Genomic DNA, 13,584 nt, shown 5'->3' with positions numbered 1-13,584 from the left:
TGACGGAACGAACCTCCGGAGCCATCGGCCCAGTGTGGGCTTGCACCGACCCCGCTCGGTAGAGATTAAATTCCCGCTTCTTTAAGACCCCTTAGCTCCTTCTTGAGGTCCATAATCTCATCACGAAGCCGGCCCGCCAATTCGAACTTGAGCTCTCGCGCCGCCGCCCCCATCTGGGCGGAGAGGTCATCGATGAGCGCTTGTACCTCATCCGAAGCCATGGCGGAGACGTCCGGTTTGGATACCATTGCCGATGGATCGGCCGCCCCGGCCTCGGGCGCCTCCTCTCCGTTGTTTTCATAGACTTGATCAAGAATGTCTGCGATCTTTTTGCGCAGCGGCTGCGGATCGATCCCGTGTTCCTTGTTGTACGCAATCTGTTTTTCGCGGCGACGCTCCGTCTCTTCTATTGCGTACTGCATGGACTCGGTGATCTTATCCGCGTACATAATGACCTCACCCGAGACGTTTCGCGCCGCACGGCCAATGGTCTGGATGAGGGACGTGGTGGAGCGCAGGAAGCCCTCCTTATCCGCATCCAAAATGGCTACCAAGGAAACCTCCGGCAGGTCGAGGCCCTCACGCAACAGGTTGATGCCCACCAGGACGTCATACTCGCCAAGACGCAGCTGGCGTAGCAGCTCCACGCGCTGCAGGGTATCAATATCGGAATGCAGATACCTCACCTTGACGCCATGCTCCAGGAGATAATCCGTGAGATCCTCTGCCATGCGTTTGGTTAAGGTGGTCACCAAGACGCGCTCCTGTTTGGCGGTGCGCTTGCGGATCTCATCGATCAGGTCGTCAATCTGGCCCTGGGTTGGCCGGACCGTAACTTGCGGGTCCACGAGTCCGGTCGGGCGGATGACCTGCTCTACATACTCACCCGCGGCCGCAGTAAGTTCGTAATTGCCCGGCGTCGCGGACATGTAGACGGTCTGGCCCACGCGGCTTTCAAACTCCTCAAACGTCAGCGGACGGTTATCCACCGCCGAAGGCAGACGAAAGCCGAATTCCACCAGATTGCGCTTACGGGACATATCTCCCTCGAACATTCCGCCAATTTGCGGCACCGTAACGTGGGACTCGTCGATGATGGTGAGAAAATCTTCTGGGAAGTAATCCATGAGGGTTGCCGGCGCCGAGCCCGCCGGGCGACCGTCGATGTGGCGCGAATAGTTCTCAATGCCCGAACAAAAACCAACCTGCTCGATCATTTCTAGGTCGTACTCAGTGCGCATGCGAAGCCGTTGCGCCTCCAGCAGCTTTCCTCGATTTTCGAGCTCCTCGAGGCGCTCTCCAAGTTCTTCCTTGATGGCCGCGATCGCCTTTTCCATTCGCTCGGGCCCCGCTACGTAGTGGGTGGCTGGGAAGATGCGTACCTCGTCCACCCGCTCCAATACATCGCCGGTAAGCGGATGGATGTAATACAGCGCATCGATATCGTCGCCGAAAAACTCAATACGCACCGCGCGTTCCTCATAAGCCGGAATGATATCGACCGTATCCCCTTTGACTCGGAACGTTCCGCGGGTAAACCCCACGTCATTGCGTTCATACTGGATATCGACGAGGAGGCGCAGGAATCGGTCACGATCGACTTCATCGTCAACGCCTAGCACTACCGAACGATCGAGGTAGGACTGCGGGGTGCCGAGGCCATAAATGCATGACACTGAGGAAACCACCACAACGTCGCGGCGTGAGAGCAGCGCCGAGGTAGCCGAGTGGCGCAGGCGCTCCACGTCCTCATTGATTGACGAATCCTTTTCAATGTAGGTGTCCGTCTGGGCAATGTACGCCTCAGGTTGGTAGTAATCGTAGTAGGAAACGAAGTACTCGACCGCGTTGTTGGGTAGCAGCTGGCGCAGCTCATTGGCCAGCTGCGCGGCCAGGGTTTTATTTGGAGCCATGATGAGCGTTGGCCGCTGCTGTTTTTCAATCAACCAGGCCGCCGTGGCGGATTTGCCTGTGCCTGTAGCACCCATGAGCACCACGTCGCGTTCACCGCGGCTCAGGCGTTCATCTAGTTCCTTAATCGCCGCGGGCTGGTCACCGGAAGGCTCATATTCACTAATGACCTCGAATTCTTTTGAGCGACGCTCAATTTCGCCCACAGGGCGGTGTTCGGATACGGCAAGGACGGGATGTTCAGCAGCGAAAGCCATGCCTGCCAGTCTACGTGTCCCAAAGACTAACCGCGATAATGCAACGTTTATGGTAAATCCGGCGCACATCTGCATATGATAAGGCGCATGAAACGATGCCGCCTCCTTGGACTTGTATCCGCCCTTGCCGTGCTCAGCGCGCCGACGGCAGTCACGGCTAGCGCCCAGATCCAGCAGTGCCAGGGCTTGGACTGGCAGAAGCCCCCAGCACATCCCCAAGCTATCCAACTGGGCAGCTCTGGTTCGAGCAAGACTTACGCGCGTTCTTCGGCCACGGAACCTATCGCCCCGGCCACCGTGACGCAGAAGGGAATCGTCAAATACAAGTCCACGCCTGAGAGCCCCACCCAGTTCCTGCAGCTGCTTACCGGCCCTGGCTCCCCTGACCGCACGGATAAAAAGTGGGGTGTGACCGCAACCGATCTGGGTTTCGCCTACGAATCGGAAGACGCCAGCGGTATCCGTAGCACCAACTTAGTATTCGGGGATACTTTTTCATGCTCGGGTAATGGAGGTTGGCGCTCGAACGTCATCTTGCGCACCGATGACCTCAACTACGGGGATGGCCTCAACGTGCGCACCGCCCTAACCGGCAACGGATACACCCCATCCGGCACGGCGAGGCAGTTTATCGAAGCCCGCCATGCCCCTAACGAATCGCGCACAGAGGTAACCGCCATCCCCACCACCGCTATCGTGGTGGACGGCGTGCACTATATGGACTACATGTCCGTCCGCCACTGGGGCGAACCGGGGGAATGGTCCACCAACTATGCCGCCACTATGCGCTCTACCGATGACGGGGTCACATGGGAGCGCGTCGAGGAATCCATCCGCCCCAATTCCTCCACAGGAATCACTCTGCCGGAGGGGGCTGAGTATCGCCCGGGCAATGAGAACCTGCAGATGTCCGCGTATGTCGAAGACGTAAAAGATAGCCGCTACGTCTATCGTTTCAGCACTCGCAACGGCCGCTCCGGGCCCGCGGTTCTTGGCCGCGCACTCAAGACTGACTTCCCAAGGGAGTCCGCGTTTGAGTTCTGGAACGGTCACGCCTGGGTCAACGATGCGAGCCAGGCAGAGCCGGTCATTAACGCCCCCGTCTCAGAGTTATCCGTTGCGTACTCCTCCTACCTGAACGAATACGTCGCGCTGTACCGGCTTCGAGGCCAAGGACTTGTTCTACGAACCTCGGAGACGCTCACCGGCCCATGGTCTGAACCGTCCCTGCTGATAAGTCAAGAGACCGTGCCAGACCTCTACGGCGGATTCCTGCTGCCGAACCAGGACGATCAACACCTCTATTACGTGGCAACGGCATACTCTGGCTACAACGTCATGCTGATGCGATCCGACCTAGACCGCGTGGTTGAACACAACCTCACCGATGACGGGATAGTAATTGAAGAGATAGTAAAGGTGGCTGAATTCCCCTCCGACGAAGGAGGGACTAACTAGTTCTCACCGCACCAGATGGTATCAGTCGAGGCATTAGCGCCGAAGTCCAGGAGTTCAGCGCCGTTACCTTCGCAGCTTGTCGACCAGTGACTTCACCTGTGGCTTCAGGTCTTCCAGCGAGCCGTTATTGTCAATGATGATGTCAGCGACCGCCAGGCGCGCATCATCATCGATTTGCGCCGCTATGCGGCGGCGAGCATCCTCCTCATCTAGTCCGCGATGTTCGACAAGGCGCTTGACGCGGGTTTCCACATCGACATCCACCACTACCGTCTGGTCCATGCCTTCATGCAGGCCCTTGTCTACCAGCAGCGGCATATCGTAGATAACTACTTGTTCCCCATTGGCGCGGGCTGACTCGAACCGTCGCTGAGTTTCTTCATCAATACGCGGATGCATGATCCCGTTGAGCAGTTGAGTGCGCTTTTCATCGCTAAAAGCGCGCTGCGCCAGCAGACCCCGGTTGAGCGTGCCGTCCTCGTTCAGGATGTCTTCGCCGAAGGCCCGGGCGAGCTCGGCCAAAGCGGGCATCCCCGGTTCGACGATATCGCGGGCGATGCGATCTGCATCGATGATGGTAAATCCTTGCGCAGCCATAAGCGCGGCAACCGTTGACTTGCCGCTGCCGATGCCGCCCGTAAGACCAATAAGTTTCATGCCCACCAGAGTACTAGCCTGCCCGCGAACGCGGCCTAGCCTTGGCTTCACCGTGGGGCTAGCCGCGCCACGTGCATGGTGAGGTACGCTTCCTCATCCTTAGTCAGCGGCTCGTCTAGCCGCAGTTCAATAATGCTGCTTAAACGCTGTGCGCACACCGCCGCCTCAGGATAGGCGTGCAGGATTGCGTCACCCACGGCGGAGTGTTCCTCGGAGAGCTGCTTATGCTTCTGAATGCGCACAAACAGGTAGCGCAGGTGCGTGATAAAACGGGCCACTGATACGTCCTCAGAAGGCAGCTCACATCCGTAGTGCTGACCAATCACGTCAAGCATCTGCTGAATTAGGCCGGTCATCTGGTACGTATAGGACAAGTCCCCCGAGGTAAAACCCGCATTGACCAAGTGAAGAGTCAAAGCTACGGACTCCTCCTCGGCCAACGGTTCCTTCAACCCCGCATTGATGGCTTCCAGCAGCCTTCGCGCAATGCGATAGTCCTGCGCGTACAGGTGACGGACTTCCGCCATCAGCGGATAGGCGATGCTAATACCTTCGGCCTGGCGGCGCACGGCCATGGAAATATGGTCGGCGATAGCAACAACCAAAGTCAGTTTGTTCGCGCTGTCTTCCGGCAGCTCCGCCGCTCTCATAGCATCGATGACCAACCGGATGTAGAAGCCGGGGACGTTGGCCAGCATTTCAGCAGAGTGATCTGGGTCGCGGCCATCCTCAGCGACGAACACCTTGGCTACCCGGGATGGGTCGACGTCCTGGCCCTGCTGAGCCTTAAAGCCCACGCCCCGGCCGGTGACAATGACCTCACGCCGGCCATCCCGGGCTAGGACCACGTTGTTGTTGAATACGCGAAGAATTTTCATTAGTGCGTACTTTACGCCATAAAAAGTAACTGACGCGTTACGCTAGCGGCCCGCTCCCCTAGGCATTCATGGTCTAGTAGAGCGGGCCAGGTGCTTGCGGCAACACGCGCTAAGCGTGCGTGCTTACTTGGTAATGCTGATTACGCGATCTCCGGCTTGAACCTCACCGGTGTAGGTGCATTCAACGCTGGTGAATTTGCGCGTATTGGTCACTGTCATGATGACCGTGCTGTCATAGCCGGCATCCTTGACCTTGTTGAAGTCAACGGTGGCCAGCGGCTGGCCAACCTCTACGCGATCCCCCTTGGCGACGGCCATATCGAAGCCCTCGCCCTTCATCTTGACCGTGTTGATGCCGATGTGGACCAGTACTTCCACACCGTCATCGGTTTTGATGCCGTATGCATGGCCGGATTTCATTGCCGTGGCGATCACGCCGGCTACCGGGGAAACCACGATGGATTCGCTCGGAACGATTCCCACGCCCTCGCCCAGTGCGCCGGAGGAGAAAGCAGCGTCATCGACTTGCTTGAGTTCCACAGCCGTTCCGCTAATTGGTGCCACCAAGAGCTCCGTATCCAAGTCCGTCCGCGGCTTTGTAGCGGTGGCCACTGCAGTGGCTCCAGTGGCAACCGCCGCTGCGGGCCGTGCGGCATCGTTGCCGCTGGTGGGAGCTGGCTGCGCGGACTCGGCTTCAGCGCGGGAATCCGAATTCTGAGCCGCGAATTCTCGGGCGCGCGCACGAGCTTGTTCCTTTTCTTCCTCGGTTCGGTAATCGAAGAAGATGATTAGGCCCATCGCCACGAAGAACGCCACGGCGATCGCGATGGCGTAGGTCACAACCGGGCTAAAGACTGGGATGGTCAGCAGAGAGGTGAAGACGAATGCAGAGGTCTGGACGCCCTCGGACGCCGTGCCCAAAACCGCGATAGTGAGGCCACCGGCGAAGCATCCCACAAGCATGCGGGGGTAAATCTTCTTAAAGCGAAGGTGGATGCCGTAAAGCGAAGGCTCAGAGATACCGCCGAACAAGCCGGCTGCCAGGGCCGAGGCAGAGGTCTGGCGCATCTCCGGATCGCGATCACGCAGGGACAGGAACAGGACACCGGCGGTGGCGCCGAAGCAGGCAAAATTCCAAGCACCCATAGGTCCTTGGATGAAGTCATAACCTAAGGTTTGGATATTGACCAGCATCAAGGCATTGAGCGGCCAGTGCAGGCCCAGCGGTACGAGGAACGGGTAGAGCATTGGAATGATGATGGCGAAGATGAACGGCGCATTGGAATTCAGCCACGCCAGCCCGACACCGATAATGGAGCCCATCCACACGCCGAATGGGCCAATGATGAATGCGGTGATAGGAATCATGAACACGAGGGTCAAAAATGGCACGAAAACCATATGGACCGCAGACGGGATAATCCTCTGGAATCCCTTGTAGAAGAGTGCAGCCACGGCCGCCATGATGAGCGGAACGAAGACGTTGCCGCCGTAATCAGGCAACTGCATGTTGATCCCCCATAGCTCGATGGAGCAAAGCTCCGAGCCGAAGGAATTGGTGCTACATACGGCACCTGTGTTTTCCTTAAGACCGGTAAACTCTGGGGTCATCAGGGCCAGCATGATGGCGCCAGGAACCCACGGATCGATGCGCAGTTTCTTACCGGCGTTGTAGGCCACCATTACCGGCAGGAAGAAGAATACGGAGCGCCACATAGCGTCGATGAACACCCACGTGGCCGCTTTGTTAGGGTCACGGGTGTCAACAACCCCCACGGCCTCCATCACCGCAGTAAATGCAATGATGAGTGATGCGCCCAACAGGACGCCCAGGATTGGGCGGAACGAATCTGAGAGGTATTCAAAGAAGGTGTCCAGCCACGGCAGCTTGCCCTTCGACTTAGCGCGGGCCTCGGCCTTGACGTCTTCGTTGCTTTTGACGCCAGCGTTTTTCATCGCGGGCAGCGCGTTGATGTCATCGTAGACGGATGCCACGTCGCCGCCGATGACGACCTGATAATTGCGCCCACCCTGAGGGACGGCGCCCATAACTTTCTTTATGGACTCGAGGCCTGCCTTGTCCACCTTGCTTACGTCTTTCAGCTCGAAGCGTAGGCGAGTTGCACAATGGGTAAATGAGGTGATGTTGTCAGCACCGCCAATCCCGGCCAAGATTTCCTCGGCGGTTTGCTGCGTTTGCGTTGACATGTCTCACTCCTTCGCGGGTATCTAGTCGCCATCTAAAGTCGCTGGGCCGAGGCCCTTCTCCCTAGTGTGAAAACGAATAAAGACCTGAGGGGCCGACAAAGCGAACCCCTCAGGTCTTGCCTCAAGTAAGAGAGTAACAACCCTGATGGCTGGGCCTTCGAGGCCCAGCTGGTTATATCGTCTACTAACGTTACTCCCCCATGACCGGTCACACAAGAGTTTTCAGGCAAGGGCCATCACATAACCAAACCCCGAGCGTTCAACCGGTCCCTCGGGCAGAAGCAACCGCGGGCATCGATGCGGGCACAAGGTTTATTGAGCGCTCAGGCCACAACGCCGGACCGAGACAAACCCCATTGGTTTAAAACATCGAAAAGGGGCCTGACCTTCGCCTTTCGGCGAGGCCAGACCCCTTATATTCACTGCCTAACCGCGGCTAAGCGGGGCTGAGAATTAGTTGCCTGCCAGCTTGTCGCGCAGGGCAGCGAGCTGCTCGTCGGAAGCCAGGGAGCCTGCGGACTCTGCCGAACCCTCGGATGCCGGAGCTGCATCGTTGGACTCGGAGGAGTAGTTGGAGGAAGACTCGCCGGACTCTGCAGCCTCAGCGGCCGCAGCGCGGTGGCGCTCGATCTGAGCGGTGTGCAGGTTGAAGCGACGCTCGGACTCAGCGTAGCGTGCCTCCCACTCCTGACGCTGCTCATCGTAGCCCTCGAGCCACTCGTTGGTCTCTGCGTCGAAGCCCTCAGGGAAGACGTAGTTACCCTGCTCATCGTAGGAGTCAGCCATGCCGTACTTGGATGGATCGAACTCTTCGGTGTAGTCCTCGTCGGCCTGCTTAACAGACAGGGAGATACGGCGACGCTCGAGGTCGATATCGATGACCTTGACCATTACCTCTTCGCCAACGTTGACAACCTGGTCTGGAACCTCGACGTGGCGCTGAGCCAACTCGGAGATGTGAACCAGGCCCTCGATGCCCTCCTCGACGCGAACAAATGCGCCGAATGGGACGAGCTTGGTGACCTTGCCAGGCACGATCTGGCCCACAGCGTGGGTGCGTGCGAATACGCGCCATGGATCTTCCTGGGTGGCCTTCAGGGACAGGGAAACGCGCTCGCGGTCCAGATCCACGTCCAGAACCTCTACGGTTACCTCGTCGCCAACGGTGACAACCTCAGATGGGTGATCGATGTGCTTCCAGGACAGCTCGGAGACGTGAACCAGGCCGTCTACGCCACCAAGGTCCACGAATGCACCGAAGTTGACGATGGAGGATACAACGCCCTTGCGGACCTGACCCTTCTGCAGCTGGTGCAGGAACTCAGAGCGAACCTCAGACTGGGTCTGCTCGAGGAATGCACGGCGGGACAGAACAACGTTGTTACGCTGCTTGTCGAGCTCGATGATCTTTGCCTCCAGCTCCTGGCCAATGTATGGCTCCAGGTCACGGACGCGACGCATCTCAACGAGGGAAGCAGGCAGGAAGCCACGCAGACCGATGTCCAGGATGAGACCACCCTTGACAACCTCGATAACGGTACCGGTAACAGGCTCTTCCTTTGCCTGAAGCTCCTCGATGGCGCCCCATGCACGCTCGTACTGCGCACGCTTCTTGGAAAGGATCAGACGGCCTTCCTTGTCCTCCTTGGTAAGAACAAGAGCGTCGATCTGATCGCCAACCTCGACTACCTCATCAGGGTCAACGTCATGCTTGATGGAAAGCTCGCGGGATGGAATGACACCTTCGGTCTTGTATCCAATGTCGAGCAGAACCTCGTCGTGGTCAACCTTGACCACGGTGCCCTCGACGATGTCACCATCGTTGAAGTACTTGATGGTTGCGTCAACAGCTGCGAGGAAGTCCTCAGCGGTACCAATATCGTTAATTGCTACCTGTGGGATGTTAGAAGACATATGTTAAAAATGCTCCGAAAAAAGAAAATAGGAGGTCGTAAATGGACAGTTACATGTCTCTCGAAAATCCGGTGTGAGCTGCGTGAACGGCTCACGTCTAGAATGGATTTCGATCCCACCCGACCGGCTAAGATGCTCTCCTATTGCAGCAAGTTAGTCCGGACAGGCACAGACACGCCTTCCCAAGCATACATATTCCCAGCTTAGAGGGCAATCCGAGAGCGAAGAAAAGAGAGAAATATTCCTCATGCCTGATTTACACCGCCTCATCTCGGACGCCAATCGCGCGTTCTGGGACCAGGATGCGGCCCGCTACCACGCCGCGCACCCCGAATACTTGGCCGATTTCTACTGGTGCCCCGAAATGCTCAGCGAGGAAGACGCGCGCCTACTAGGCGAGTTGGACGGCAAGCGTGTTGTGGAGATCGGGTGCGGTTCCGCTTCTTGCACCCGATGGGTTTCGGGGCGTGCCGAACTTGCCGTGGGCTGCGATATTTCAGCGGCCATGCTTCGGCGGGCCGCTTCCAATGAAGATGGAAACCCCCTTCCCCTCGTGCAAGCGGATGCCCTCCGTCTACCTTTTAAGGACGGCTCGTTCGATATAGCGTTTTCCGCCTTTGGTGCTTTTCCCTTCATCGCGGACCTCGACGCGGCTTTGGCCGAGGTCTCCCGCGTCATCATCCCTGGCGGCCGCTTCGTCTTCTCCGTCAATCATCCTATGCGGTGGATTTTCCCAGACGATCCCGAAAGCCTCACGGCGGAGGTCAGTTATTTCGATCGCGCCTACATGGAACACGACGATGAAGGCCGAATTAGCTACGCCGAGTTTCACCGTACGATGGGTGACTGGATCCGTGCGTTGCAGGTCCGTGGCAATTTCATCATCGATAATCTAATCGAACCCGAGTGGCCAGCGGACCTCGAGCGCACCTGGGGCCAATGGTCCCCGAAGCGCGGGGAGGTTTTCCCCGGCACGGCGATATTCTGCTGCACTAGAAGGAGCAACGATATTGAGCGATTGCTATAAGGTGGTTGACCATGGTTGAAAGAGCAAAGTTAACGGGCCTGCGGACCGTTGCGTGGTATATCGACGGCTTCGCCGTAGCCGCCATAGTCATGTTGATTCTGTGGATACTCGAACTAATTGGTCTCGACATTAACTGGTCCACCAACGCGGCAGTGCCGGTGCTCGGATTCACCATAGGCATGTTCCTCTACCGGCTCGTTGTGGAGCACAAGTGGGCATCGTCCCTGGGAAAGTATTCCCTCCGCCTCGAGGTCATCCACGCCCGGCCTTCGCTAGGGCGGGTAGCCCTGCGCAATTCCTACCTTTTATTAGGAGGCTTAAGCGCAATTAATATCGACGCCCTCGCATACGCCGGCGAGATAGTGCTCATCATCGTGGGGCTAAGCACCCTGCTGCAAGGGCGATCGCTATTCGACTCCTTCGCCGGCGCCTTTGTGGAACCGGTCCTCCTCAACGGCCAGCGCCAGAATCCGTGGAGGAAGGTTCCCAAAAGCTAACCCCCTCTCACTTTTGACCTTTGCGTTCCCATAACAGCGTTTGCCGTCAGCTTCACCACCTGCGGAGGCCCCGGGGTGCCAACACGGTTAGTGGGCGGCGGCGTCCCAATCCTTACCGGAACCGGCCGATACCTCCAGCGGCACGTTGAGCTCAATGGCTGAATCCATTTCCCGCTCGACAATCTCTTTCACCTGAGCTTCTTCGCCAGGGGCTACCTCCACCACCAGTTCATCGTGGACCTGCAGCAGCACGCGGGACTCGAGGCCTTCCATCGCCTTATCCACGCGAATCATCGCAACCTTGATGATGTCCGCGGCGGTGCCCTGGATAGGAGCGTTAAGCGCAGCCCGCTCCGCGTTTTCACGGGCCACGCGATTATCGGAATTTAGCTCCGGAAGGTAGCGGCGCCGGCCGAATACCGTTGAGGTGTAACCGTCCTTGCGGGCCTTATCGACCACAGTATCCAGGTAGCGCTTCACCCCACCGAAGCGGTCAAAGTAGGCTTCCATGATCCCCTTAGCCTCACCGGCGGGGATTCCCAGTTGCTGGCCAAGACCAAACGCCGAAAGGCCGTAGACCAAACCATAAGACATGGCCTTAACCCGGCGCCGCAGCTCCGGGGTTACCTCATTTACCGGAACCTCAAAGACCTTAGAGCCCACGTAGTTATGGAGGTCCTCACCGTTGCGGTAAGCCTCGATCAGGCCTGGATCTTGGGACAGGTGGGCCATCACGCGCATCTCGATCTGGGAGTAATCCGCGGTCACTAAGGTTGCAAAGCCCTCCCCCACTTTGAACGCAGACCGGATCCTGCGGCCGGCCTCCGTGCGAACCGGGATATTCTGCAGATTCGGCTCCGTGGATGATAGGCGACCGGTGGACGCAACCGTCTGGTTAAAGGTGGTATGGATACGGCCGTCCGGCTGGACGGTTTTGATCAAGCCCTCCAAGGTGGTCTTCATCTTCTGGTACTCGCGGTGCGCCAACAAGTGGTCGAGGAATGGATGAGGGTGGTTAACCGCCAGTTGCTCGATTTCCTTAGCCGCGGTGGAATAACCGGTCTTAGTCTTCTTGGTCTTAGGCAGATCGAGGGTGTCGAACAAAACCGTCTGGAGCTGCTTCGGGGAGTTCAAATTGAGTGAGTTGTCCCCCGCAATTTCACGGGCCGCGGCCTGCTGCTCATCAACCTGCGAAATAAAGGCCTCAAGCTGTACTTCCAGAGTATCCACGTCAACCGAGATGCCCGTGGCTTCCATCTTGGCCAAGATGGTGACCAGCGGCAATTCCATGTCCGTATACAGCTCATAAGAATCGATTGCCTGGAGTTCCTTAGTAAGGCGGACTGCAAGTTCGGCAATCGCGGCGGCCTGATCGACCAGGGAATTATCCTCCAGGAGCGTCAGCTGGTCCCCGGCCTGCCCCAAAGACTTCTTCAGGTGACGCTGGTAGACGTCCCCGAGTTCATAGGTGCGCTGGCCCGGTCGCAACAGGTAGGCGGCAATAGCGGTGTCATGCGCGATGCCTCGCAGTTCAATGCCGCGACCGGCGAGCATATGGAAGGCGGCCTTGGCCTCATGGAAATACTTCGGAACATCAGAGGATAACCACTCCGCCAGAACCTTATCGTCCTCTGCTGAGATTTCACTCAGTTCGATTTGAATTCCACTGCGATCCGAATCCACCAACGCTATAGCGCGAGCATCACCGCGCGCGGGCCGCCCATCACCCTGGATATAGACCGCTACCCCGCTTTTGCCTTCGAGCCACTCTGCCAACGATGTGTCATCCAGGGAATCCACAGACACTTGAGCTTCCTCAGTAGCAACCTCATTGTCCACCGAACCGCCATCATTGGGGATGGCAGCCAATACTCGCTCCCGCAGGTTCCCGCCAAACTCTAGGGAATCGAACTGCTCGGCTACCTCGGCAACGGCTGCCCCCTTGAAGGCCAGATCATCCGGCCCCACCTCAAGATCCATGTCACGAATCATCTGGGTCAGCTCGCGGTTGAGTTTCACCTGCTCGATCCGGGCGCGAAGCTTCTCACCGACCTTGCCCTTGACTTCGTCCGCGTTATCCAAAAGCGCCTGCAGGGTCCCGTATTGCTGAATCCATTTGGTAGCGGTCTTTTCGCCAACGCCGGGAATGTTGGGAAGGTTGTCCGATGGATCGCCACGCAATGCCGCAAAATCGGGATACTGCTCCGGAGTCAATCCGTACTTTTCTTCCACAGCCTCAGGGGTAAAACGGTGAAGCGTTGATACGCCCTTCATTGGATACAGCACCGTCGTGGAATCATTGACCAGCTGCAAGTAGTCACGGTCGCCTGTGACGATGAGAGTCTCATAGTCCGTGGCCTGCGTGGCCAGCGTGGCCAAAATGTCATCGGCCTCGAAATTCTCACGAGAGAGCGTGGTGATTCCCAGGGTGGTTAATACCTCGCAAACCAGGTCTACCTGCCCCCTAAACTCTTCCGGCGCCGCCTCACGCTGGGCTTTGTATTCAGGGAACATCTCCGTGCGGAAGGTCTTGCGCCCCACATCGAAGGCAACCGCAATGGAGTCTGGCTTCTCTTCAGCCACGATGTTAGACAGCATGGATAGGAAGCCATACACCGCGTTAGTGTGTTGACCACCCGATGTCGAGAAGTTTTCCGCAGGTAGTGCATAGAAAGCGCGGAAAGCCATGGAATGTCCGTCAATAAGCAGCAAGCGAGGTTTAGTAGAAGTCACGGTTTCCAAGTGTAAGCAAAAGTAGACATAGTGTGTGCTCCTGG

9 protein-coding genes are annotated in these 13,584 nt (G+C 57.7%); 3 read left to right on the top strand and 6 right to left on the bottom strand.

Features of this window, described 5'->3' with window-relative positions; all coding sequences use genetic code 11:
• Positions 1 to 65: 65 nt before the first annotated feature.
• Positions 66 to 2,168 carry an excinuclease ABC subunit UvrB gene (uvrB, locus tag CENDO_RS05285; RefSeq protein ID WP_136141104.1) on the bottom strand — a complete coding sequence of 701 codons (2,103 nt, stop codon included), beginning with the start codon at positions 2,166 to 2,168 and terminating at the stop codon, positions 66 to 68.
• An 87-nt stretch (positions 2,169 to 2,255) separates the two neighbouring features.
• Between uvrB and CENDO_RS05280 the strand changes: the two genes are divergently transcribed.
• A complete protein-coding gene (locus CENDO_RS05280; protein WP_136141103.1) occupies positions 2,256 to 3,626 on the top strand; it encodes a glycoside hydrolase family 183 protein in 1,371 nt (456 codons plus the stop codon).
• A gap of 63 nt (positions 3,627 to 3,689) precedes the next feature.
• Here the strand turns inward: CENDO_RS05280 and coaE are convergent, their stop codons facing one another.
• The 4 genes from coaE to rpsA form a co-directional block, all read right to left on the bottom strand.
• Positions 3,690 to 4,283: a dephospho-CoA kinase gene (coaE, locus tag CENDO_RS05275; RefSeq protein ID WP_136141102.1), complete on the bottom strand. Its 594-nt coding sequence runs from the start codon at positions 4,281 to 4,283 to the stop codon at positions 3,690 to 3,692.
• A gap of 47 nt (positions 4,284 to 4,330) precedes the next feature.
• Positions 4,331 to 5,161: a PRD domain-containing protein gene (locus CENDO_RS05270; protein ID WP_136141101.1), complete on the bottom strand. Its 831-nt coding sequence runs from the start codon at positions 5,159 to 5,161 to the stop codon at positions 4,331 to 4,333.
• 123 nt (positions 5,162 to 5,284) lie between these two features.
• On the bottom strand, positions 5,285 to 7,369 hold the full coding sequence (locus tag CENDO_RS05265) for a glucose PTS transporter subunit IIA (RefSeq protein ID WP_136141100.1): 2,085 nt from the start codon (positions 7,367 to 7,369) through the stop codon (positions 5,285 to 5,287).
• A 453-nt stretch (positions 7,370 to 7,822) separates the two neighbouring features.
• Complete coding sequence (gene rpsA, locus CENDO_RS05260; protein ID WP_136141099.1) at positions 7,823 to 9,283, bottom strand: 30S ribosomal protein S1; 1,461 nt, start codon at positions 9,281 to 9,283, stop codon at positions 7,823 to 7,825.
• Positions 9,284 to 9,530: 247 nt separating this feature from the next.
• Here rpsA and CENDO_RS05255 point away from each other — a divergent pair, with 247 nt between their 5' ends.
• Complete coding sequence (locus tag CENDO_RS05255; protein ID WP_136141098.1) at positions 9,531 to 10,310, top strand: class I SAM-dependent methyltransferase; 780 nt, start codon at positions 9,531 to 9,533, stop codon at positions 10,308 to 10,310.
• A gap of 11 nt (positions 10,311 to 10,321) precedes the next feature.
• On the top strand, positions 10,322 to 10,807 hold the full coding sequence (locus CENDO_RS05250; RefSeq protein WP_136141097.1) for an RDD family protein: 486 nt from the start codon (positions 10,322 to 10,324) through the stop codon (positions 10,805 to 10,807).
• Positions 10,808 to 10,894: 87 nt separating this feature from the next.
• On the opposite strand, the gene polA is transcribed toward CENDO_RS05250, so the two are convergent.
• A complete protein-coding gene (gene polA, locus CENDO_RS05245) occupies positions 10,895 to 13,540 on the bottom strand; it encodes a DNA polymerase I (protein WP_136141096.1) in 2,646 nt (881 codons plus the stop codon).
• Positions 13,541 to 13,584 lie beyond the last annotated feature (44 nt).

The sequence above is a fragment of the Corynebacterium endometrii genome, assembly GCF_004795735.1.
Taxonomy (GTDB): Bacteria; Actinomycetota; Actinomycetes; order Mycobacteriales; family Mycobacteriaceae; genus Corynebacterium; species Corynebacterium endometrii.
Note: the sequence above shows the minus strand (reverse complement) of the source record. Positions and strands in the feature narration are given on the sequence as shown.

Excerpts from the sequence above, each read along its gene's own strand:
- uvrB (WP_136141104.1), bottom strand. The coding sequence starts at position 2,168 with ATGGCTTTCGCTGCTGAACATCCCGTCCTTGCCGTATCCGAACACCGC.
- CENDO_RS05265 (WP_136141100.1), bottom strand. The coding sequence starts at position 7,369 with ATGTCAACGCAAACGCAGCAAACCGCCGAGGAAATCTTGGCCGGGATT.
- rpsA (WP_136141099.1), bottom strand. The coding sequence starts at position 9,283 with ATGTCTTCTAACATCCCACAGGTAGCAATTAACGATATTGGTACCGCT.
- CENDO_RS05280 (WP_136141103.1), top strand. The coding sequence starts at position 2,256 with ATGAAACGATGCCGCCTCCTTGGACTTGTATCCGCCCTTGCCGTGCTC.
- coaE (WP_136141102.1), bottom strand. The coding sequence starts at position 4,283 with ATGAAACTTATTGGTCTTACGGGCGGCATCGGCAGCGGCAAGTCAACG.
- CENDO_RS05270 (WP_136141101.1), bottom strand. The coding sequence starts at position 5,161 with ATGAAAATTCTTCGCGTATTCAACAACAACGTGGTCCTAGCCCGGGAT.
- CENDO_RS05255 (WP_136141098.1), top strand. The coding sequence starts at position 9,531 with ATGCCTGATTTACACCGCCTCATCTCGGACGCCAATCGCGCGTTCTGG.
- CENDO_RS05250 (WP_136141097.1), top strand. The coding sequence starts at position 10,322 with ATGGTTGAAAGAGCAAAGTTAACGGGCCTGCGGACCGTTGCGTGGTAT.